Origin of the sequence: Sphingopyxis sp., from assembly GCF_035686825.1 — a bacterium.
Lineage (GTDB): Bacteria > Pseudomonadota > Alphaproteobacteria > Sphingomonadales > Sphingomonadaceae > Sphingopyxis.
Genome location: NZ_DASRYZ010000006.1, coordinates 368440 through 388696 on the forward strand (window position 1 = coordinate 368440; position 20257 = coordinate 388696).

At 64.8% G+C, this 20257-nt stretch carries 16 protein-coding genes and 3 tRNA genes; 10 read left to right on the top strand and 9 right to left on the bottom strand.

Features of this window, described 5'->3' with window-relative positions; genetic code table 11:
- Nucleotides 1–10: 10 nt before the first annotated feature.
- The 3 genes from VFG17_RS15230 to VFG17_RS15240 are packed head-to-tail and all read left to right on the top strand — an operon-like array spanning nucleotide 11 to nucleotide 2724.
- The gene (locus VFG17_RS15230) at nucleotides 11–1297 is read left to right on the top strand and encodes a cytochrome b/b6 (protein ID WP_325030223.1); all 1287 of its coding nucleotides are present in this window, start codon (nucleotides 11–13) and stop codon (nucleotides 1295–1297) included.
- Nucleotides 1298–1328: 31 nt separating this feature from the next.
- A complete protein-coding gene (locus tag VFG17_RS15235) occupies nucleotides 1329–2141 on the top strand; it encodes a cytochrome c1 (RefSeq protein ID WP_325030224.1) in 813 nt (270 codons plus the stop codon).
- A gap of 28 nt (nucleotides 2142–2169) precedes the next feature.
- Complete coding sequence (locus VFG17_RS15240) at nucleotides 2170–2724, top strand: adenine phosphoribosyltransferase (protein ID WP_325030225.1); 555 nt, start codon at nucleotides 2170–2172, stop codon at nucleotides 2722–2724.
- Nucleotides 2725–2779: 55 nt separating this feature from the next.
- Here VFG17_RS15240 and VFG17_RS15245 read toward each other — a convergent pair whose 3' ends face one another.
- Together VFG17_RS15245 and VFG17_RS15250 are read right to left on the bottom strand one after the other, a co-directional pair.
- On the bottom strand, nucleotides 2780–3886 hold the full coding sequence (locus VFG17_RS15245; RefSeq protein ID WP_325030735.1) for a GGDEF domain-containing protein: 1107 nt from the start codon (nucleotides 3884–3886) through the stop codon (nucleotides 2780–2782).
- A gap of 239 nt (nucleotides 3887–4125) precedes the next feature.
- A complete protein-coding gene (locus VFG17_RS15250) occupies nucleotides 4126–4908 on the bottom strand; it encodes a DUF1134 domain-containing protein (RefSeq protein WP_325030226.1) in 783 nt (260 codons plus the stop codon).
- A 242-nt stretch (nucleotides 4909–5150) separates the two neighbouring features.
- Here VFG17_RS15250 and VFG17_RS15255 point away from each other — a divergent pair.
- Nucleotides 5151–5243: transfer RNA gene (locus VFG17_RS15255), tRNA-Ser, on the top strand.
- A gap of 38 nt (nucleotides 5244–5281) precedes the next feature.
- Here the strand turns inward: VFG17_RS15255 and VFG17_RS15260 are convergent.
- Together VFG17_RS15260 and VFG17_RS15265 are read right to left on the bottom strand one after the other, a co-directional pair.
- On the bottom strand, nucleotides 5282–6004 hold the full coding sequence (locus VFG17_RS15260) for a TonB family protein (protein ID WP_325030227.1): 723 nt from the start codon (nucleotides 6002–6004) through the stop codon (nucleotides 5282–5284).
- A gap of 46 nt (nucleotides 6005–6050) precedes the next feature.
- The gene (locus VFG17_RS15265; RefSeq protein ID WP_325030228.1) at nucleotides 6051–6920 is read right to left on the bottom strand and encodes an alpha/beta hydrolase; all 870 of its coding nucleotides are present in this window, start codon (nucleotides 6918–6920) and stop codon (nucleotides 6051–6053) included.
- Between the two features lie 106 nt (nucleotides 6921–7026).
- On the opposite strand from VFG17_RS15265, the gene VFG17_RS15270 reads away from it, so the two are divergent.
- The gene (locus VFG17_RS15270; RefSeq protein ID WP_325030229.1) at nucleotides 7027–7818 is read left to right on the top strand and encodes an SDR family oxidoreductase; all 792 of its coding nucleotides are present in this window, start codon (nucleotides 7027–7029) and stop codon (nucleotides 7816–7818) included.
- A gap of 54 nt (nucleotides 7819–7872) precedes the next feature.
- On the opposite strand, the gene VFG17_RS15275 is transcribed toward VFG17_RS15270, so the two are convergent.
- Nucleotides 7873–7947, bottom strand: a tRNA-Val gene (locus tag VFG17_RS15275).
- A 71-nt stretch (nucleotides 7948–8018) separates the two neighbouring features.
- Complete coding sequence (gene cpdR / locus VFG17_RS15280) at nucleotides 8019–8396, bottom strand: cell cycle two-component system response regulator CpdR (RefSeq protein ID WP_136174742.1); 378 nt, start codon at nucleotides 8394–8396, stop codon at nucleotides 8019–8021.
- A gap of 192 nt (nucleotides 8397–8588) precedes the next feature.
- Between cpdR and VFG17_RS15285 the strand changes: the two genes are divergently transcribed.
- Nucleotides 8589–9413 (top strand): N-formylglutamate amidohydrolase, encoded by an 825-nt coding sequence (locus tag VFG17_RS15285; protein WP_325030230.1) that lies wholly within the window; start codon nucleotides 8589–8591, stop codon nucleotides 9411–9413.
- Between the two features lie 182 nt (nucleotides 9414–9595).
- Here VFG17_RS15285 and VFG17_RS15290 read toward each other — a convergent pair.
- Together VFG17_RS15290 and VFG17_RS15295 are read right to left on the bottom strand one after the other, a co-directional pair.
- Nucleotides 9596–9672: transfer RNA gene (locus VFG17_RS15290), tRNA-Pro, on the bottom strand.
- 107 nt (nucleotides 9673–9779) lie between these two features.
- Nucleotides 9780–10208: a JAB domain-containing protein gene (locus tag VFG17_RS15295; protein ID WP_325030231.1), complete on the bottom strand. Its 429-nt coding sequence runs from the start codon at nucleotides 10206–10208 to the stop codon at nucleotides 9780–9782.
- 154 nt (nucleotides 10209–10362) lie between these two features.
- On the opposite strand from VFG17_RS15295, the gene thyA reads away from it, so the two are divergent.
- From thyA to VFG17_RS15315, 4 genes are all read left to right on the top strand, one after another.
- Nucleotides 10363–11298: a thymidylate synthase gene (gene thyA, locus VFG17_RS15300; RefSeq protein WP_325030232.1), complete on the top strand. Its 936-nt coding sequence runs from the start codon at nucleotides 10363–10365 to the stop codon at nucleotides 11296–11298.
- 93 nt (nucleotides 11299–11391) lie between these two features.
- A complete protein-coding gene (locus VFG17_RS15305) occupies nucleotides 11392–12687 on the top strand; it encodes a 3-methyl-2-oxobutanoate dehydrogenase (2-methylpropanoyl-transferring) subunit alpha (RefSeq protein WP_325030233.1) in 1296 nt (431 codons plus the stop codon).
- Nucleotides 12684–13709: an alpha-ketoacid dehydrogenase subunit beta gene (locus VFG17_RS15310; protein WP_325030234.1), complete on the top strand. Its 1026-nt coding sequence runs from the start codon at nucleotides 12684–12686 to the stop codon at nucleotides 13707–13709. Before VFG17_RS15305 ends, VFG17_RS15310 begins: the two co-directional genes overlap by 4 nt.
- Nucleotides 13710–13713: 4 nt before the next feature.
- Nucleotides 13714–15012 carry a dihydrolipoamide acetyltransferase family protein gene (locus VFG17_RS15315; protein WP_325030235.1) on the top strand — a complete coding sequence of 433 codons (1299 nt, stop codon included), beginning with the start codon at nucleotides 13714–13716 and terminating at the stop codon, nucleotides 15010–15012.
- A gap of 106 nt (nucleotides 15013–15118) precedes the next feature.
- Here the strand turns inward: VFG17_RS15315 and VFG17_RS15320 are convergent, their stop codons facing one another.
- Nucleotides 15119–20203: a hypothetical protein gene (locus VFG17_RS15320; RefSeq protein WP_325030236.1), complete on the bottom strand. Its 5085-nt coding sequence runs from the start codon at nucleotides 20201–20203 to the stop codon at nucleotides 15119–15121.
- Nucleotides 20204–20257: the final 54 nt, after the last annotated feature.

Consider the following 20257-nt stretch of genomic DNA (forward strand, 5'->3'; position numbering starts at 1 on the left):
GCGAGATAAGATGAGCTTTCCCTGGGCCAAGAACTATGAGCCTCAGCAGCCGCTGATGAAGTGGCTGGACGAGAAGCTGCCGCTGCCGCGCCTCGTCTATAACGCGATCGGCGCGGGCTATCCGGTGCCGCGCAACCTCAACTATTTCTGGAACTTCGGCGTTCTCGCCGGCGCCGCGCTGATGATCCAGATCATCAGCGGCATCGTGCTCGCCATGCACTATTCGGCGAATGTCGGCGTCGCGTTCAATTCGGTCGAGCATATCATGCGCGACGTGAACGCCGGCTGGTTCATCCGCTACGCGCACATGAACGGCGCGAGCATGTTCTTCATCGTCGTCTATCTCCATATCTTCCGCGGCCTTTATTACGGTTCGTACAAGGCGCCGCGCGAAATGGTGTGGCTGCTCGGCGTCGTGATCTTCCTCCTCATGATGGCGACCGCCTTCATGGGTTACGTCCTTCCCTGGGGCCAGATGAGCTTCTGGGGCGCGCAGGTGATCACGGGCTTCTTCTCGGCGATCCCGCTCGTCGGCGAGCCGGTGCGCGAATGGCTGCTCGGCGGCTTCGTTCCCGACAACGCCACGCTCAACCGCTTCTTCTCGCTGCACTATCTGCTGCCGTTCGTGATCCTGGGTGTCATCATCCTGCACATCTGGGCGCTGCACATCCCGGGTTCGTCGAACCCCACCGGCATCGAGGTGAAGGGCGAACAGGACACCGTCCCGTTCCACCCCTATTACACCGCGAAGGACGGCGTCGGCGTCGGCGTTTTCCTGCTGCTCTTCGTCGCGCTGACCTTCTTCAGCCCGAACACGCTGGGTCACGCCGACAATTATATCCCGGCGAACTCGCTTTCGACCCCGGCGCATATCGTTCCCGAATGGTATTTCCTGCCCTTCTACGCGATCTTGAAGGCCTTCACCTTCAACTTCCTGTGGATCGACGCGAAGCTGTGGGGCGTCATTGCGATGTTCGCATCGATCGCACTGCTGTTCTTCCTGCCCTGGCTCGACAGCTCGCCGGTCAAATCGTCGAACTATCGTCCGCTGTACCGCATCTTCTTCTGGATCCTCGTCGCCGACGTGTTCCTGCTCGGCTGGTGCGGCATGCAGCCCGCGGAACAGCCGTGGGTGATCCTCAGCCAGCTGGGTGCGATCTATTATTTCGCCCACTTCCTGGTGATCCTGCCGATCGTGTCGCGGATCGAACGCCCGCTGCCGATGCCGAATTCGATCACCGAAGCGGTCCTTGCCAAACACGCCACCGACACGACGTCGGCTTCGGCAACGGCCTGAGCGCCGGACTTTAATAGGAGCTGATACAGCCATGGTTCGTCCGCTCGGTTTTCTCGTCGGTCTCGGTTTCATTACCGCGCTGGTGCTCGCGATCCTCACGACGCCGCTCAGCAATGAAGCCAATGTCGCGCACGAGTTTCACAAGCATCCCAAGCATCTGAAGCTGGCCAGCGATGGCATAGTGCTGCCGCACTGGGACCAGGCGCAGCTGCAGCGCGGGATGCAGGTGTACAGGGAAGTCTGCTCGGCCTGTCACAGTCTGAACCTCGTCGCGTTCCGCGACATCAAGGACCTCGGCTACACCGAAGGCCAGGTGAAGACCTTCGCCAAGGGTTTCCAGGTTCCGTCGATCAACCCCGACACGGGTGAGCCGGCGACGCGCGACGGTCTGCCGTCGGATTATTTCCCGTCGCCCTATGCGAACGAGGTCGCTGCGCGCGCCGCGAACAACAACGCGCTGCCGCCCGACCTGTCGCTGATCACCAAGGCGCGCGAAGGCGGCAAGGACTATGTCTATTCGCTGCTGACCGGCTATCAGAACCCGCCGGCGAACCTGCCTGCCGAACTGAAGCCGGGCACGGGGCTGCACTACAATCCCTATTTCGCGAACCTCAACCTCGCGATGGTGCCGCCGCTGACCAAGGGGCAGGTGACCTATGCCGACGGCACCGAGGCGTCGGTCGATCAAATGGCGAAGGACGTCACCGCCTTCCTCGTCTGGACCGCCGAGCCGAAGCTGATCAAGCGTATCCAGGTCGGCTATGCCGTCTTCTTCTTCCTGCTCATCTTCACGGTGCTGACCTATTTCTCGTACCGGAACATCTGGGCCGACAAGAAGCATTGAGGGAAAAGGGAAGGGCGATTGTGACGACATGATCGCCCTGCCACCCCAGCCGGACCTCGACCTCGCGTCGCTGGTCCGCACCATCCCCGACTTTCCAAAGCCGGGCATCCAGTTTCGCGACATCACGACGCTGATCGGCGACGCCGCCGGTTTCAGCGAGAGCGTGCGCCGGCTGAGCGCACGCGCGGCGGCCTATCGCCCCGACTTCATCGTGGCGGTCGAAGCGCGCGGTTTCCTGTTCGGGGCCGCGATGGCGACCGCGATGGGCCTCGGCGTCGTCCCCGTGCGCAAGGCAGGCAAGCTGCCCGGTGTGACGATCGGCGTCGATTACGAACTCGAATATGGCGTCGACCGCCTCGAACTGCACGAAGGCGCGGTGCTGCCGGGACACCGTGTCGTCCTTGTCGACGACCTGCTCGCCACCGGCGGCACGATCCTCGCGACGGCGGCGCTGATGCGGAGCGTCGGTGCCGAAGTCGCGGCGGCGCTGTTTGTCATCGACCTGCCCGACCTCGGCGGATCGCAGCGGCTCGCGGCGGCAGACCTCGCGTGCGAAACGCTGATCGCCTTCGACGGCGACTGACCGCGGCGAAGGGCGCGACGCGCCGCCTTTCGGACGATTATGCGAACGGGAGGAGTCAGGCCGCTATGTCGGCCATCGCGGCGTCGGCTTCGATACAGAAGAGCGCGCGCGCCTTACCGTCCGTTTTTGCGCGATAGAGCGCTGCATCGGCACACGCCAAAAGGCGTTCCAGCTCGACTCCCAGCTTGGGCGCGGTGGCGATGCCGACGCTGACCGACACCGACATCGATATGTCGTCGACGATATAGGGTTTGCTGATCTCGCGGATGATCCGGCGCGCGAGCAGTTCGGCTTCGGAGTCATCGCGCAGGCCAATCTGAAGCACGACGAATTCGTCTCCGCCCAGCCGCGATACGACATCGTCGGCGCGAACCATCCCTTCAAGGCGCCGCGCGACCTGTTCGAGCAATATGTCGCCCGCCGGATGGCCGTAGCGATCGTTGATCGCCTTGAAGCCGTCGAGGTCGAGAAAATGCAGCGCGACCATGTTTTTGGCGCGGATCGCCGTCTCGGTGTGAAGCTGGAACAGTTCGCGGAGCAACAGACGATTCGAGAGTCCGGTCAAGGCGTCGGTCCTTGCGAGCTTCGCCATGTCGTGCCGGGCCGTATGGTGCTCCACCGCGGATCGGTAGAGGTGGGCGACGGTCTGGAGGCTGAGCGCCGTGATCATCGCGACGATCAGCGCCTCGACCAGAAACAGTTCGGCGTGCAGCGGCATGGCATGGCGCTCGAGTGCATGGAGCGCCAGCGCGGCGACGGTCGGCAGCGTCGCGAGCAGCAGGCTGGTCACGCACACGTTCGGACGGATCGAAGTGCGGGAGACGATGCCCGCACCAAAGCTGAAAACCAGGCTCACCGTGATGAGATGGAGCAGCGGATAATGAGCGGCGATCGCAACGACGTTTAGCAGCGCCAATAGGATCGCGAAAACATAGTTTCCGATCGCGTAACGCCGTTCCCAGCGTCTGAGGTCGTCGAAACTGCCGATCGGGCCCGCGCGAGAATAGGCCCGAATGGTTGCGAGGCGCAGAAAGGTGGTGAGAGCGCCCATTGCGGCCAGAAAGAGCAGGAAGGGGCTTTCGAGTTCGCGGCCGACGAGCACGCATATCCCGACAAAAACGATACCCATCCCGAATATGGGAAGCCACATGCTGTAAAGCATCGCCACGAAATCGCGATACACCGGTAACGGCAGGACCGCCGGGCTGGGAAAAATCCGAAAGCGAAAGCGGCGCGGCTCGATCGGTGTGGAAGAATCCGACCGTCTCATGCCGCCCAATGTGCGCCGATCATATTAACGTCCGGTAACGATAGCCGATGCCGCGCCGGGCCGATCCGCCGCGCAAAGAAAAAGCCCGCGCCGAAGCGCGGGCTATCGCCCCCGTGGCAAACGGGTTGTTATCAGAATGGCAGCCAATTCTGTTTCTTGCGGAATTTCATATAGCCGACATTCGCGCCGAGCCGCGCGCCGACGCCGACACGGATCGGGATGAGCACGACGTCGTCGCGGCGCAGATAGCTCGCGTTGAAGCCGCCGACCAGATAGGCGGCGCCTTCGCCCGCCGGATACCGCCGGTACAGATCCTCGCTGTCGAAGAGGTTATAGACGAGGATGAAGGTATTGCCCGCATTGGCGCCCGCGTCGAAACCGATCGACGGGCCCGTCCAGTAGGCGGGAAGCTCGCCCTCGACCTTGTGGTGGAGCGTCCCCGATCCATAGCGCAGCCCGACCACCAGCGCGCCGCCGGCTTCGCGCCCTACGATATAGGCGTTGGGCTCGCCCTGTTCCTTGAGGACGTCCTCGATCAATCCCGCAAGCCCCTGCGCGCCCTTGCCGAAGATGCCTTCGGCGGCGCCGATCAGATCGTCCTTCTTGTAGGTCGAGCTGGCGTCGGCGGAAACGTCGGTGGCCGTCATGTCGGCGGGAGCGGCGCCGGTTGTCGTGCTGCCGTCGACGGGCACTTCGCTCGTCTGCTGGTCGCCGGTCGCGAGGTCGCCGTCGTAAGCGGGGTCGGTCGTCGTCGTGCTCGTCACCGGCGGCGGCGCCGGGTTGTCGAGATCGGAATCGATCTGCGTGTTGCTGGGGTCGATCTCGCGCATCTGCGCCGCCGCGGGCAGCGGCGTCAGCGCGAGGCCGAGCGATGCCATGGCCGCAAAGGCAAGGCTGGTGAACGTCTTCCGCATACTGAACCCCCAAAAATCGAACCGCGCCGCTGCGGCGAAACCTGCGTTAATCATGACTCGCTTTGGCGCCCGGGCAATGAACGGGCGATGACCCGAGTCGAATTTACGCCGGATCGAATCATTCGCGCGACGAAATGGCTGCGGCGACGTGAAAAAAGCACAATCTTTGGCGTTGCGGGGCGCGAGGCGCATGGCTATAGCGACCCGCCTAGGCCAACTGCCGTTAGCGCGGCAGACCATGCGGAGACGTGGGTGAGTGGCTGAAACCAACGGTTTGCTAAACCGTCGTACTGGTAAATCCGGTACCGAGGGTTCGAATCCCTCCGTCTCCGCCACCACATTCCCCGATCGAAACGAGCTAGAGCAAATCCGCCTAGCGCCGCCGCTCAAGCCACCATGTCTGCCGCCAGCCATAGGGGCTCGCGACCGGCTCTCCGGCGGCATTGGTCGCGGGCTTGAACCGGAACCGCTCCTCGATCAGCTCGCACGTCGTTTCGTCGAGCGATGCGTCGCCGCTCGACCGCGTGACCCGGCACCCGCTGACCCGGCCGCTCGCCTCGATGGTGAAGCGCACCTCGACCTCGCCGCCGGCTTTCGCCCGGCTCGCTTCGCGCGGATAATCGCGGTCGCGGATCGTTCCGCTCCGCCACGCGGCTTTGGTGCCGCCGCCGGTGCCGCTCCCCGCGCCGCCGGCACCCGTTCCGTCGCCGTGCCCGCCCGCGCCCGACCCGGGGCCGGGATCGGGCGTGGCGCCTGCGGAGGGGGCGTTTCCGGCGCCCGGGCGCGGCGCTGTGGCTACCGGCGTCGCGATGGGGGGAAGCTTGGGTGAGGGCGCCGCGATCGCGGCGGCCTTGGCCTGTTTGTTGGCCGCCGAGGCCTTGCCGCTCGCTTTCTCGCTCGCGACCTTTGTCGGCACGGCCTGTTCGCGCGGCGGGGGAGCGGGAATCGCGATCGCCGTGATGGCTTCGCTGGCCCGGCGAACGACCGCGAGGTCGAGGCCGCTGGCAAGGCCGAGGCCGACCGCGGCGACGGCAACCAGCGCGCCGCCGCCCGACAAGGCCTTCTGCCGTCCCGAAATCTGCCCCGTATAGGCCATTGCGCGGTCTCTCATCGCGCGCCGGAGCGCACAACCGGCGTTCGGCTTAGAGGAATTCGTCTAGCGTGGACATGAACCGATCGAACTGGTCGTGGTGCAGCCAGTGGCCGGCATTTTCGAACTCGATCACCTTTGCGGTGTTGAAATGTTGGAGTCGCCCGTCCTTCTCGGGATTCGAGGCCCAACTGTTCGCGCCATAGAGGAGCAGGGTGGGGCAGGCGATCGCGCCCCATAGCGACACGATATCCTCCTGCGGCATGTCGAAGGCGGGCCAGACGTTCAGATAATTATCGAACTTCCAGCTCCACGTTCCGTCCTCGTTGCGGCTGATACCGTGGATCGTCAGGTGGCGCGCCTGCGCTTCGGTCAGATAGGCGTTCTCGCCCATCATGCGCGCGAGCGCGTCTTCGAGCGTGGCATAGCGGCGCGGCGTGCGCCCCGCCGCCTGGCGCTTGTCGTCGATCCATTTGCGGAAGCGTTCGGCGTAACCGGTCTGCGCGCGCTCGGCGATGACCTTGGGCGAGGGGCCGAGCCCCTCGATCGCGACGAGCTTACGGACATTTTCGGGATAGAGCCCCGTATAGCGCAGCGCGATATTGCCGCCCATCGAATGCGCGACGATCGACAGCGGGCCGAGGTCGAGTTGATGGATCAACTGCGCCAGGTCATAGACAAAAGTGTCCATGGCGTAATTGCCGTCGGGCGCCCATGCGCTGTCGCCATGACCGCGCAGATCGGGAGCGATGATATGATAGCGATCGCGCAGCTTTTCGGCGACCCAGTCCCAGTTGCGGCAATGGTCGCGGCCGCCGTGGACGAGGAGGAGCGGCGGTGCGCCGCGATTGCCCCAGTCGACATAATGAAGCTTCAGCCGCTGCGAGATGAAGCTGTTCGAAGTGGGGCCGGCACTTGCCATCGGGTCATCCTTGCTGTCTGTTCCAGTTTCAAAAGGCGACTGGTTTCGATCCGTCAACCCCGCATCGTCCGGGTCGTCGCCAACCGTGGAGAAGAGGATGAGTGCGATGTCGACATTTCGGGATAATCTGCTGGCGGGAAAGACCGCCTTTGTCGCAGGCGGCACAAGCGGCATCAACCTCGGCATCGCGAAACGCTTTGCCGAACTCGGCGCGAAGGTCGCCGTCGCCGGTCGCGATCCCGATAAGGCGGCACGCGCCGCAGCGGATATCGGCAAGGGCGCGCTCGGCCTGTCGGGCGACGTGCGCGATTTTTCCGCGATCCGCGGCGTGATGGAACAGGTCGCGGGCGAACTGGGGCCGATGGATATCGTCATTTCGGGTGCGGCGGGCAATTTCCTCGCGCCCGTGCTCGGCATGTCGGCCAACGCCTTTCGCACCGTCGTCGATATCGACCTCAACGGCACCTTCAACGTGTTTCGCGGCTGCCACGACCTGCTCAATCGCCCGGGCGCGTCGCTGATCGCGATCACGGCGGGGCAGGCGGTCAATGCTTCGGCGTTGCAGGCGCACGCCTGCGCGGCGAAGGCGGGAATCAACCAGCTGATTCGCGTCCTCGCGCTCGAATGGGGTCCCGAGGTGCGCGTGAACGGCATCTCGCCGGGACCGATCGCCGATACCGAGGGGATGAAGCGCCTCGCGCCCGATGCCGAAGCGCGGCAGGCGCATTATGACCGGATCGCAATGAAGCGTTGGGGCAGGATCGAGGAGGTCGCCGAATCGGCGGTGTTCCTCTGCTCGCCGGCCGCGGGTTATATCACCGGCACGATTCTCGACTGCGACGGCGGCAGCCAGATCGGCGACGCGTCGCGCGGCGACCTTGCGAAGGGGATGGCGTGAGCCGGGGCAGATAGCAAAAACGCCACCAACCCGATGGGGCGGCGGCGTTTTTAATGGTGGGCGTGGCAAGGATTGAACTTGCGACCCCTGCGATGTCAACACAGTGCTCTACCACTGAGCTACACGCCCATCCCTTGGGGTGACGCGGCCCCTAAAGGCCTCTGCGCGGCTTGGCAAGCCCTTCGCGTGCAGTCGCGTCTTTATTGTTGGTTCGACCGGTCCGCGCGGCCGAACAGATTGTCGACCTCGCGCACCAGATCCTTGAGGTGGAAGGGTTTCGATAGCAGCTTGGCCTGCGGCACATTTTCCTCGGCGCGCAGCGACACCGCGGCGAATCCGGTGATGAACATCACCTGCGTCTGCGGCGCCGCCTTCGCGGTGTGCTGCGCAAGTTCGATCCCGTCCATTTCCGGCATGACGATATCGGAGAGGAGCAGGTCGAAGGTACCCGAATCGATATAGGGCACGGCGGCGGTGCCGCGGTCGACCGCGGTGACGTGATAGCCGGCGGTCGTCAGCGCTCGCGCTAGATACTCGCGCATCACATCATCATCTTCGGCGAGCAAAATGCGAATCATGCTGAAATCTGTTCCCTGGTCTTTCGGCGCCGCCCATTCGGTCGGAATGCGCCTTCAAAATCCCGTCCGGCATAGCGCCAGAGATTTAACAAATTGACGCGGACACTGGATTTATCCGGCTTTTTTTGCCACCCATCGTTTATGCCGCTTCGCACCATTCCGCCCACCGCCATCGCTGTCAACCGGCCTGAGGTGAGCAGCCCGGTCGTGGTGTCGGTGCCGCACGCCGGGCGCATCTATCCGCCCGATATCCTCGCCGCCGCCCGCGTTGGCCGGCCCGAGCTCGAACGGCTCGAGGATAGCTGGTGCGACCTGATCGCCGCGGGCGCCGCCGATGCGGGCGCCACCGTGGTGCAGGCTTTGTGGGCACGCGCGGTCGCGGACCTCAATCGCGGCGAAGGGCAGATGGCGCCGGGCGAGGTCGCGATGCCGCTTCGGATGCAATTTTCGGCGCCGGGACGAAAGGAACGCGCGGGGCTCGGCGTGATTCCGACGCGGCTCGCCGACTGCGGGCCGCTGTGGAGGCAGCCGATCGATCATGCGGCGCTGCACTGGCGGCTCGAATCGTTCCACAGGCCCTACCATGTCGCGCTGGCCGGCGCGCTGGAGGAGGCGCGGCGCCGGTTCGGACATGCGATCCTGATCGACCTGCATTCGATGCCCCCGATTCCCGCCGGCCAGATGGGGCATGGCGCGCGAATCGTCGTCGGCGACCATTTCGGGGCGACGGCGGGCGCATGGCTGGTCGATCGGGTCATGACATCGGCGGAGCGTCTGGGCGCGCCGCTGTCGCGGAACCAGCCCTATGCGGGGGGGCATATCGTTCGCACACATGGGAAGCCCGGGCATGCGATCCATGCCGTGCAGATCGAGATCGACCGCAGCCTGTATCTTGGCCCCGGCCGCACGCCGGATTCAGGCCGGGTTGCGCGTCTTGCGAACTGGTTTTCGGACCTTGTTGCCGAGATCGGTCAAGCCACCCCCGACTCGGAAATTTATCCCGAGGCAGCCGAATAAAAAACCACCTCGTACCGAAGTACGAGGTGGCCAGGGTCCAGGGAGGACGCGTCCGCGCCAAAGCTGACGGGACACTGGCCGCGATGGAAAGGGGGAAAACCATGGCGGCGTAGTTTGAATTTAGGGATTTGTTCGCCGACTTACAAGAAGAGACGGTGCAGAATCTGCAATATGCAGGAAATTGGTCGGGGAGAGAGGATTCGAACCTCCGGCCCCTGCCTCCCGAAGACAGTGCTCTACCAGGCTGAGCTACTCCCCGACCGATCTGCGCGACGACCGGGGTCGCCGCGAAGGCAGGGCGGTCCTCTAGACGCGCAATCTGCGAACTTCAAGCGCCAATCGGCACATTCAATGCAATTGCTGTAGCTACAGCATTTCGGCAGTTCGAAAGCTGAAATGACCGCCCGCAACGAAAATCAGATGATCGGCCAGATCGATGTCCATGGTCCGCAGGAAAAGCGCGGCAGCGTGCGTCGCGCGGATGTCGGCGTCGCTCGGCCAGGGCGTGTCGGAGGGGTGGTTGTGCGCCATGACGACCGTCGCGATGCCGCCGTCGACGAGCGTGCGCCACGCGCTCGGCGGGATAACGCAGCGGCCCGATCTATCGCCATCGACGCGTTCGAGCCGCACGAGGCGTTCGAAGGCGTCGAATGCGGCGAGGAACAGGGTTTCGCGCTCGTCGTTGAACATCGGGCGCAGCAAAAGGCGCGCGAAATCATCCTCAAGCTGGCACGGCACGAAGCCGGCCAGCGCCGACGGATCCGGCGCTTTGCCGAGGGGTTCGAACAGGGTCATCGCTGTCCCCATGCGCTCACGCAGCGCGATTCCCAACGCCCGACTGCCCCGCATCGGAGGCTTTGTGACGCAAGCCATGTTGCTTCCCATGTTGTTCCCTTGTCCCCTCGCGGCGCGAAGCCTAGCACCAAGGGACAAAGCCGGGAGCCGAGTCTTGCCTGATTCCATCCATTATGAATTGCAATATCTGGACCTGATGCGGCGCATCTGGGTCGAAGGCGACGAGCGGGTCGACCGCACCGGCGTGGGGACGCGCTCGCTGTTCGGCGAGACGATGCGATTCTCGCTGAAAGACGACGCAATCCCTTTGCTCACGACCAAGCGCGTCTATTGGAAGACCGGCCTGCGCGAACTGCTGTGGTTCCTGACCGGCGACACCAATATCCGGTCGCTCGTTTCGCAGGGCGTGAAGATCTGGACCGACTGGCCGCTCGACAAATATCGCCGCGAAACGCGCGAAACGATCAGCGCCGAGGATTTCGAGGCGCGGATCATCGCCGACGCGGATTTCGCCGCCGCTTGGGGCGATCTCGGGCCGGTTTACGGGCATCAATGGGTCAACTGGCCCCGCTATGAGCCGGCGGGCGAGGGGCTTTTTCGCCGCGCGAGTCAAGGGCACAACCAGATCGCGGCGCTGATTGACTCGCTGAAGAATAACCCCGGGTCGCGGCGGCACATCTTTACCGGCTGGAACGTCGCCGACCTCGATCGCATGGCGCTGCCGCCATGTCATATGACCTATCAGTTTCACGTCCGCAGCGATGGCGGCCTGTCGTGCCTGCTCTTTCAGCGCTCGTGCGACCTCGGGCTGGGTTTTGCCTTCAATGTCTTCGAGGCGGCGCTGCTGACGCGGATGGTTGCCGAACAGGCGGGGCTGCATGCCCATGAACTCGTCTGGACCGGCGGCGACGTGCATCTCTATCTCAATCACGCCGATCTGGTCGAACAGCAATTGTCGCGTGTTCCCGCGGGCGCGCCCAAGCTGCGCATCGTTCGCCGGCCTTCGAGCATTTTTGATTATCGTTTCGAGGATTTCGCGGTCGAGGATTATGCACCGCAAGCGCATATTTCCGCGCCCGTGGCGGTCTGATGGCCGGCGTTGCATTCCTATGGCGTCCGTAATAATCTGTCGCCAGATTGAAATATAACTAGGCGCGCGATTCGCGCCCGAAGGGAAGAAGATATGCCTGAGACGCCTCAGCGTCCGGCGAGCAATTTGCCGCCGCTGTCGCTTCATATCCCGGAACCGCGCTATCGTCCCGGCGACACGCCGGACTTCGGCGATATCGAGGTTCCCGCGGTCGAAGCGACCCCGCGCCCCGGCGAAGCGACCAAGCCCGATGCGATGCGCGAGCTTTGCTACGGCCTCGTGCGCGTACTCGATTTCGACGGGCAGGCGAAGGGGCAGTGGGATCCCAGGCTGTCGCCCGAGCGGCTCCGTTCGATGCTGCGAAACATGATGCTGACGCGGGCGTTCGACGATCGGATGTTCCGCGCCCAGCGGCAGGGCAAGACCAGCTTCTATATGAAGTGCACCGGCGAGGAAGCGACCTCGGTCGCGTCGACGATGGCGATCGACCGGACCGACATGGTATTCCCGAGCTATCGCCAGCAGGGCATCCTGATCACGCGCGACTATCCGCTGATCCAGATGATGAACCAGATCTATTCGAACCGCGGCGATCATCTGCTCGGCCGCCAGCTCCCGATCATGTATTCGGCGCCCGAGCATGGCTTCTTCAGCGTCTCGGGCAACCTTGCGACGCAATATCCGCAGGCGGTGGGCTGGGCGATGGCATCGGCATCGAAGGGCGACAGCCGTATCGCGACCGTATGGTGCGGCGAGGGCTCGTCGGCCGAAGGCGACTTCCACTCGGCGCTGACCTTCGCGACCGTCTACAACGCGCCAGTTATTTTCAACGTCGTGAACAACCAATGGGCGATTTCGAGCTTTTCGGGCTTTGCCGGCGGCGAGCGCACGACCTTTGCGGCGCGTGCGGTCGGATATGGCATCGCCGGGCTTCGCGTCGACGGCAACGATCCGCTCGCGGTTTACGCCGCGACGCAGTGGGCGGCGGACCGGGCGCGGACGAATAACGGCCCGACACTAATCGAGCATTTCACCTATCGCAGCGAAGGCCACAGCACCTCGGACGACCCCAGCGCCTATCGCGCCGCTGACGAAGCCACCGCCTGGCCGCTCGGCGACCCGATCGCGCGGCTGCGCCAGCATCTCGAGGTGATCGGCGAATGGGACGCCGAACGCCACGAGGCGCAGGCAAAGGAGCTCGACGAGCTGGTCAAGACGACCCAGAAGCAGTCGGAAAAGCTCGGCATTTTGGGCCACGGCATGCACCAGCCCTTCGAAACGATGTTCGAGGACGTGTTCGAAGAGATGCCCTGGCACCTCAAGGAACAATGCGCGCAGATGCTCGCCGAGCAAGAGGCCAAGTTCGGCCCCAATTGGAAGCCCGAATGATGGCCGATACCAAGACCATGAACATGATCGAGGCGATCAACAGCGCCATGGACGTCATGCTCGAACGCGACCCGAACACCGTGGTGATGGGCGAGGACGTCGGCTTTTTCGGCGGCGTGTTCCGCGCCACCGCGGGCCTCCAGAAAAAGCATGGCAAGACCCGCGTGTTCGACACGCCGATCAACGAATGCGGGATCATCGGCGTCGCGGTCGGCATGGGCGCCTATGGCCTGCGCCCGGTTCCCGAAATCCAGTTTGCCGACTATATCTATCCGGGGCTCGACCAGCTCGTCAGCGAGGCAGCGCGGCTGCGCTATCGTTCGGCGAACGATTATATCTGTCCGATGACGGTGCGCACCCCGTTCGGCGGCGGCATTTTCGGCGGGCAGACGCACAGCCAGTCGCCCGAAAGCATCATGACGCATATCTGCGGCGTGAAGACGGTGATCCCCTCGAACCCTTACGACGCCAAGGGTCTGTTGATCGCGGCGATCGAGGATAACGACCCGGTCGTCTTCCTCGAACCCAAACGTATCTATAACGGCCCGTTCAGCGGCTATTACGACCGCCCGGTCGAACCCTGGTCGAAGCATGAAGCGAGCGCGGTGCCCGGGGGTTATTACCGCATCGACCTCGGCAAGGCGGTGACGGTGCGCGAAGGCGAGGCGCTGACCATCCTCGCTTATGGCACGATGGTCCATGTGACCAAGACGATCGTCGAGGAAATGGGCATCGACGCCGAGATCATCGATCTGCGCACGCTGTTGCCGCTCGATATCGACGCGATCGAGGCCTCGGTCAAAAAGACCGGCCGCTGCCTGATCATCCACGAAGCGACGCGCACCTCGGGCTTCGGCGCCGAACTCGCCGCGCTGGTGCAGGAGCGCTGCTTCTATCATCTCGAAGCACCGGTCGAACGCGTCACCGGCTTCGATACGCCTTATCCGCATAGCCTCGAATGGGCCTATTTCCCCGGCCCGGTGCGCATCGCGACTGCGCTCACGAAAATCCTGAAGGACTGACGCCATGGCCCGCTATTCATTCCGTCTGCCCGACATCGGCGAAGGCATCGCCGAAGCCGAGATCGTCGCCTGGCACGTCAAGGTCGGCGAGCGCGTCGAGGAAGACGCGCAGCTTGCCGACATGATGACCGACAAGGCGACCGTCGAAATGGAATCGCCCGTGTCGGGCGTCGTCGTCGAACTGGCGGGCGAGGTCGGCGACCTGATCCCGATCGGCTCGACCCTCGCGGTGATCGAGACCGACGGAGATGGCGAGGGGGAGGTTGAAGCGCCGCCGGTCGAACAGGAAATCGTGGCAGAAACGCCGGGTGCCGAGGAAGTCTCGGTCGTCGAAGTGGCGGCAACCCCCGAACCCGTTCGCGCTGAGCCCGTCGAAGCGCCGCCCCTGCCTTCGGAAGAAAAGAGCGGTCCTTCGACAAGCTCAGGACGAGCGGAATCTGGTAAGTCCGTTCTGGCGTCGCCCGCCGTCCGCGCCCGCGCGAAGGACCTCGGCGTCGACCTCGGCCAGGTGCAGGCCGAAGGCGATCGCATCCGCCATGCCGATCTGGATGCCTTCCTTCGCTACAGCGGCGGGCAGGGCTATCATGCGCCGGGCGCGTCGCGCGCCCGCGCCGACGAGCCGATCAAGGTGATCGGCATGCGCCGCAAGATCGCCGAGAATATGGCGGCCTCGAAGCGCGCGATCCCCCACTTCACCTATGTCGAGGAAATGGACGTCACCGCGCTCGAGGAGATGCGCGCCGATTTGAACGCCAATCGCGGCGGTCGTCCGAAGCTGACGATGCTGCCCTTCCTGATCGTCGCGATCTGCCGCACGATCCCCGAGTTTCCGATGATCAATGCGCGCTACGACGACGAAGGCGGCGTGGTGACGCGCCACGGCGCGGTGCATCTGGGCATGGCGACGCAGACCGACGCGGGCCTGATGGTCCCGGTGATCCGCGACGCGCAGGACAAGAATGTGTGGCAGCTCGCGAGCGAGATCAGCCGCCTGGCCGAAGCCGCGCGCACCGGCAAGGCGAAGGTCGAGGAGCTCACCGGCGGCACGCTGACCGTCACGTCGCTCGGCCCGCTCGGCGGCATCGCGACGACGCCGGTGATCAACCGCCCGGAGGTCGCGATCATCGGTCCGAACAAGATCGTCGAGCGCCCGGTCTTCGATGGCGACGAGATTCGCCGCGCGAAGCTGATGAATCTGTCGATCAGCTGCGACCATCGCGTGGTCGATGGCTGGGATGCGGCGAGCTATGTGCAGGCGCTCAAGAAGCTGGTCGAAACGCCGGTGCTGTTGTTCGCGGACTAAACGTTTCTCTTTTTCGTCATGCCGGACTTGATCCGGCATCCCGCTTTGCAAGGCTGATAAGCCCCGGGTCAAGTCCGGGGTGACGAGCTTGGGTGATTGCGCCAGTTTAAAGGCCCAACCCCGCAAAGCTCGTCTGGTCGAACTTCAGCTTGAAGGTCACATAGGCGCCCGAGCGCGAGAAGCGTGCGTCTTCGAAATCGCGGTCATGGAAGCCCGCGAAATTATAGCCGAAGGTAATGTTGGCGTTCTTCATCGGCGCGAGCGTCAGCGTCGGGCCGCCGGCCCAAGCGACGGTATCGCCACCCGTGCCGATCCGTGCGGTGCCCGACGCGCCAACATCGACATGTTCGCCAAGGTTGAAACGGACGTCGGCGCCGATCAGGTTCGACCAGCCTCTGACATCGTCCTCGCCAAAGCGGTCGAAATTGTAACGCGTGCCCCAGAAGAAGCCGATTTCGGCGCGTTCGTACCACATACCATCCTCGCCGCGCTCGCCAAGCGGGACCCAGTTCACCGACAGGCTGTTGAGCAGGCGGCGGCTCGTCGCATCGCCGTCGATCGTCAGCGCGCCGCCGATCGGGCCGGGCTCGCCCGCGACGGCGTCGCGTACCTTGTCCGAGCGGAATTCGCTCTTGTTGAGCCATGAAACCCGCGAATCGGCCGGACGGTGCGCCCAGCTCATCTCGAAGTTGATGACCTCGGTCGTCGGCGTGGTGCCGCTGCCGCTCGCCTTGGCGTAGGTGAAGAGCGCGCCGAGCGCGCGGCCTTCGCCGAGCTGGCGCAGGCCGCCGAGGGTGAGCCCGTAGCGGTTGGCGATCTCGCCATCGCGATATTCGGCACGGCCGGTCAGCGTCCAGCGGTCGGCGCGATATGTCGCGCCGGTACTGATCGCGACAAAATCCTCGGTCAGCGTGCCGTTACCGCCGAGGAAGCCGCCCGACGCGACCGGGTGCTCGACGTTGAGAACGTCCTTCGCGCGGACGCCCCCAATAGTGCGATTGCCGTCGACCGACACATCGACCGACCAGCGTTCGCCGAGCTTCAGCGACTGCGACAGGCCATAAGCAGCGAAGCTGCGCGGACCATATTCGCCGACCTCCTGTTGGTTCGCGGTCGCGAGCAGGCGCGCGCCCGACCAGGGCGTCAGGTCGAAGCCGAGCCGCGCGGTGCGTGCCTTGATCGTATCGCCGTCGGCGATCTCATAGCTACCGACGAGATTGACGTCGCGGGTCACCGCAAAACGCGCGCCGAGGCGATGGCGGGTCGGGAAGTCCACGCTCGCATCTTTGCCGCCGAGCGCGAACTCGGTCTGCGCGTCGAGTTCGAGCCGTTTGGCGAAGAGCCGCTGCCTCGCTCCGAGCTGGACGATGTTCGACCGGTTACGCGCGCCATCGGTCAAGCGGTCGTCGGCGTGGGTCAGCCCGGCACGCATGACGCTGTTGCCATTGTCATATTCGGCGAGCGCGCGCGCCGCGCGGCGTCGCGCGCTGGTTTCGAGATAATCTTCCTGCCACGCGCTGCCGGTCACCGACAGGTTGCGGCTGGCTTTCACGCGCGCGTCGAAACCGAATTTGCGCGTGCCATTCTCCCCGCTGTTGAGCTGGCCGGTGCCGAAACCAGGCTCGCGCTCGCGGACATAGGCGAGAAAGTCGGCGTTGCTGCTATGATGCTCGGCTTCGATCAGCCACGCCTTCGCGGTGCCGGCGGCGGCCGTGCCGCCGTTGACCGCCTTGGCGTCGCTGACCGCGAGTTCGGCACGCACCTCGGTCTCGATTGTCGGGCGATAGCGTGCGTCGATGCCGCCGAGGTTGGTCCTGGCATTGCCATCCTCATCGTGGATGAAAGTCGCGCCGACGCGCAGCTTCTCGTCGCTCGACTGATAGCTCACCCGCCCACCGGCGTTGAGCACGCGCTGGCCGACACCGTCTACTTCATATTCGGCGACGATGAATTGCGGATCGAGGGCGGAAGAGCGGCTGAGCACGGGTTCGCGGAAACGGATTGTGCCCGACAGATAGTCGATATCGTAATCGACGTGGCGCGACAGGCTGATGCTGTCGACGATGCGTTCGCTGTGCAGCCGGTCGCGCGTTTCGATGACGATCCGCTCGCTGTTCGGCAATATGTCCTTCGCACCGAGCTGATACGGGCCCGTCAGGCCGTTGCCCTGAATCTCGTCACGGCGGAAGCGATAGGGGGTGTCGGCGACGAAGGCGGTCGCGGCGAGGTTGCGCCCGCGATACTCGGTCTTACCGCCATTGAGTGCGCGCTGGTAGCGGGCGAGTTCGGGTTCCGATATGCCGGTTTCTATGTCGCCGAACATCGCATAAAATTGCGGGCGCTCAAGGCGCAGGTAGAGCTTGCGCACCGAAGCGGCGTCGTAGCGCGTCTCGTTCCGGTCGGCGTAGATGGTGTAATAGGCGCGCGGGTCGATCACGCCGCCGAAGCGTGCGTCATCCTTGTCCTTATCGCTGTCATAGGCGAGCGTCATCAGCCATTTTCCGCGCACGCGGCCCTTGGCATAGAGCGCAAGACGCGCGTCGGCATTGAGATCGCCCGTCGTCTCCGCCACCGGCTCCATCCGGTCGTCGAGCGTGTTGTAGCCCAGCGTGCCCGCGGCGAAGCCGACGACGGTCCAGGGGCGGTCGCCCGGATCGAGCCAGGTTTCGATCGTTTGCTTGCGCACCAGCTTGTCGTCGCGAAAGATGAAATCGATCGCGAGCGTGCCCGAGGCGGTGGTCGGTTCGAGTTCGATCATGGCGACGCCGTCATCACCATCGATTTTCCACAGCGGCTGCGCGCGTTCGAGGCCAGAAAGCTGGCGTGCCTGCTGCGCGTCGGCCTCGACCGCCGGGTAATAGGGCGCGGGGACGGCGAAATCGCCGGTTAGCCCGGCCCGGATCGGCTTGCCGTCGCGATCGGTCAGGCGCACGGCGATCACCGGGCGCGTGACGCCGTCGGCGACGAGCATCGACCTTTCGCGGATCAGCGTCGCGCGCATCGGGGTGATCGAATAATGGACGCTGCGTTCGAGTGTTTCGATCGGGACGCCGTTTGCATCCTTCACATTGGCGACGAGGCGGTTTTCGCCTTCGCGGATCTCGAGCCCGCGCCACAGGCTGACCGCGACGCTGCCGTCGGCCGATTTGCCGACGCCCTCGAAAGTCAGCGGATCGGCGGGCTTGCCGTTGACGCGCAGCGACACCGTCTGGCCGGGCGCATGCTTGATCGCGGCGCGGATCGCCTTGGCGCGCGGATTATGGTCGCTTTCGGGAAAGAGCCAGCCGATGCCCGGCGTCTGGCCCGCCAGCCAGTCGCGGCCCGCGCCGGCTGCTTCGGGATCGCTCAGGGCCTTGGGCGTCTCGACCGCCACCGTTTTCGGCGCCGCGCGCGGCGTGCTCCGGGCGGCGCGGAAGTCGGCGCGTTTCAGCGCGCCGCCACGGCCCTCGACGAAACGCGAGATTGCGTTGCCGGCGTTTTGCGTCGAACGCGCGCAGTCGATGGCTTCGCGGTCGAGCGGAAGGGTCGACGGGTCGATCTGTACGACGTGCAGGCCGGGACGCACGCCCTCGAAATGATAGCGGCCATCCTCGTCGGTGACGGTGTAGCTGCCGTCCTGCAGCATCACGCGGATGCCGCCGATGCCGTCGGCCTTGCCCGGATCGACGCTGCAGCCGCCGTCGGTGATGCGGCCGATGATCGTCATACGGTCGCCGAGCCGGTCGCGTTTGATCGCGATCGTCGCTTCGGCGATATTGCTCTGCGTCCCACGATTGTCGGTCGCGCTCGCGCGGTTGAGCGCATTGCCGGGCTGCGCCGACACGATGACCTCGGCGAGATAGGTGAGGAGCAGCGATCGCGAGGCGGCGATACCGGGCAGGGTGACCGCGAACGCGCGGCCATTCGCTTGGACCAGAGCGTCGGTGCGGACGCCGTCGATGCGCACCGTATCGGCGCGGAGGCGCATGCCGGTGGGCAGCAGATCTTGCACCGTGACGGTGCCGGTGCTGCGGCGGGCATCGCGGTTCGCAACCTCGATGCGATACTGGATCACGTCGCCGGGTACCGCCACCTGCGTCGATGTCGTCTTGCGCAGGACCAGCGGTACCCCCGGCTGGTCGACGGGAATATCGACGCGCACGGGGGTGGGGCTGCTCAGCGTGAATATATTACCGTAGCTCGCGCGCGTGATCTCGAACGGCTGGCCGTCGTCGGGGCGTCGCAAGCTCGCCAGATCGGCGGCGCCCGACTTCGAAGGCGCGGTGAAGGGCGCTGGCGGTTCGACGATGAGGCGGTAGCTGCCGGGCGCGACAAAAGGAAAGCGATAGTCGCCCAGCGGAAAGTCGTAGACGGTGCCGCCTGCGTCGGTGACGCTCTGGCCCGTGACGACGCTGGATGGATAGGCCGAGACGCCATCGTCGCCAAACACCGGTGCGGGCTGGCCGGTCGCGGCGTCGACGATCGTCACGCGGCTCCCCGCAACGGGCGCGCCGTCGCCGCTGTCGAAGACGATGCCGAACGGGTCGACGAGGAAATTGATCGTCGCGAGCGCAACGAGGCTGGCATTCGTCTGATCTGTAACGCGCAGCGCCAACGGTGCGCCGGGACTGACCGAAAGTCGGCAATCGCCCTGCACGACGGCGGGCGGGACACCGATCGTGTTGATGAAGCCGACGAATTCGCCGCTGTCGATGGCGGTCTCGGTCAAGCCGATTTGCTCGCGGTCGCCGTTTTCGAGTTCGAGAGTGACGGAGAGAATGTCGCGGGCCTGCGGATCGCTGTTTGCCGATGCGAGCGTGATTCCCACCACCAGCACTTCGCCGGCACGGAAATTGTCGGTGCTTTGCAGCGACGCCGGGGCGGTCGAAATGCCCGCATAGGCGCCGCCGAGGCCAATCGTGCTCGTCGCGCTGCGCGCGTCGGCGCGGCTGCATTGCGTCGGCGCGATCGGTACCGATTTGGTGCCGCCGCCGTTCGTCAGGCGATAGGTGGTAATCGTCGGGCGCTCGGGCGGTCGCGGGCTGACAGTCACATCGACGCGGTTCGACAGCGCTTGACCGGGGTGCCCGTCATGCGTCCACTGCGCCGAGGCGGTGTTGGTGATCACCTGCGCATGGGCCGTGGTTGCGGGCAGCAGCGCTGCCGCGACCAGGGCGGTCACGAGGCCGGAAAAGGTCGTGCGGAGTGCCATGCAAGCCCCGAAGGAGGCTGCGGACGCCGGCTTTGCCGGATCGCCCGCAGCCCC

Excerpts from the sequence above, each read along its gene's own strand:
- VFG17_RS15230 (WP_325030223.1), top strand. The coding sequence starts at position 11 with ATGAGCTTTCCCTGGGCCAAGAACTATGAGCCTCAGCAGCCGCTGATG.
- VFG17_RS15235 (WP_325030224.1), top strand. The coding sequence starts at position 1,329 with ATGGTTCGTCCGCTCGGTTTTCTCGTCGGTCTCGGTTTCATTACCGCG.
- VFG17_RS15240 (WP_325030225.1), top strand. The coding sequence starts at position 2,170 with ATGATCGCCCTGCCACCCCAGCCGGACCTCGACCTCGCGTCGCTGGTC.
- VFG17_RS15245 (WP_325030735.1), bottom strand. The coding sequence starts at position 3,886 with ATGCTTTACAGCATGTGGCTTCCCATATTCGGGATGGGTATCGTTTTT.
- VFG17_RS15250 (WP_325030226.1), bottom strand. The coding sequence starts at position 4,908 with ATGCGGAAGACGTTCACCAGCCTTGCCTTTGCGGCCATGGCATCGCTC.
- VFG17_RS15260 (WP_325030227.1), bottom strand. The coding sequence starts at position 6,004 with ATGGCCTATACGGGGCAGATTTCGGGACGGCAGAAGGCCTTGTCGGGC.
- VFG17_RS15265 (WP_325030228.1), bottom strand. The coding sequence starts at position 6,920 with ATGGCAAGTGCCGGCCCCACTTCGAACAGCTTCATCTCGCAGCGGCTG.
- VFG17_RS15270 (WP_325030229.1), top strand. The coding sequence starts at position 7,027 with ATGTCGACATTTCGGGATAATCTGCTGGCGGGAAAGACCGCCTTTGTC.
- cpdR (WP_136174742.1), bottom strand. The coding sequence starts at position 8,396 with ATGATTCGCATTTTGCTCGCCGAAGATGATGATGTGATGCGCGAGTAT.
- VFG17_RS15295 (WP_325030231.1), bottom strand. The coding sequence starts at position 10,208 with ATGACCCTGTTCGAACCCCTCGGCAAAGCGCCGGATCCGTCGGCGCTG.
- VFG17_RS15305 (WP_325030233.1), top strand. The coding sequence starts at position 11,392 with ATGCCTGAGACGCCTCAGCGTCCGGCGAGCAATTTGCCGCCGCTGTCG.
- VFG17_RS15310 (WP_325030234.1), top strand. The coding sequence starts at position 12,684 with ATGATGGCCGATACCAAGACCATGAACATGATCGAGGCGATCAACAGC.
- VFG17_RS15315 (WP_325030235.1), top strand. The coding sequence starts at position 13,714 with ATGGCCCGCTATTCATTCCGTCTGCCCGACATCGGCGAAGGCATCGCC.
- VFG17_RS15320 (WP_325030236.1), bottom strand. The coding sequence starts at position 20,203 with ATGGCACTCCGCACGACCTTTTCCGGCCTCGTGACCGCCCTGGTCGCG.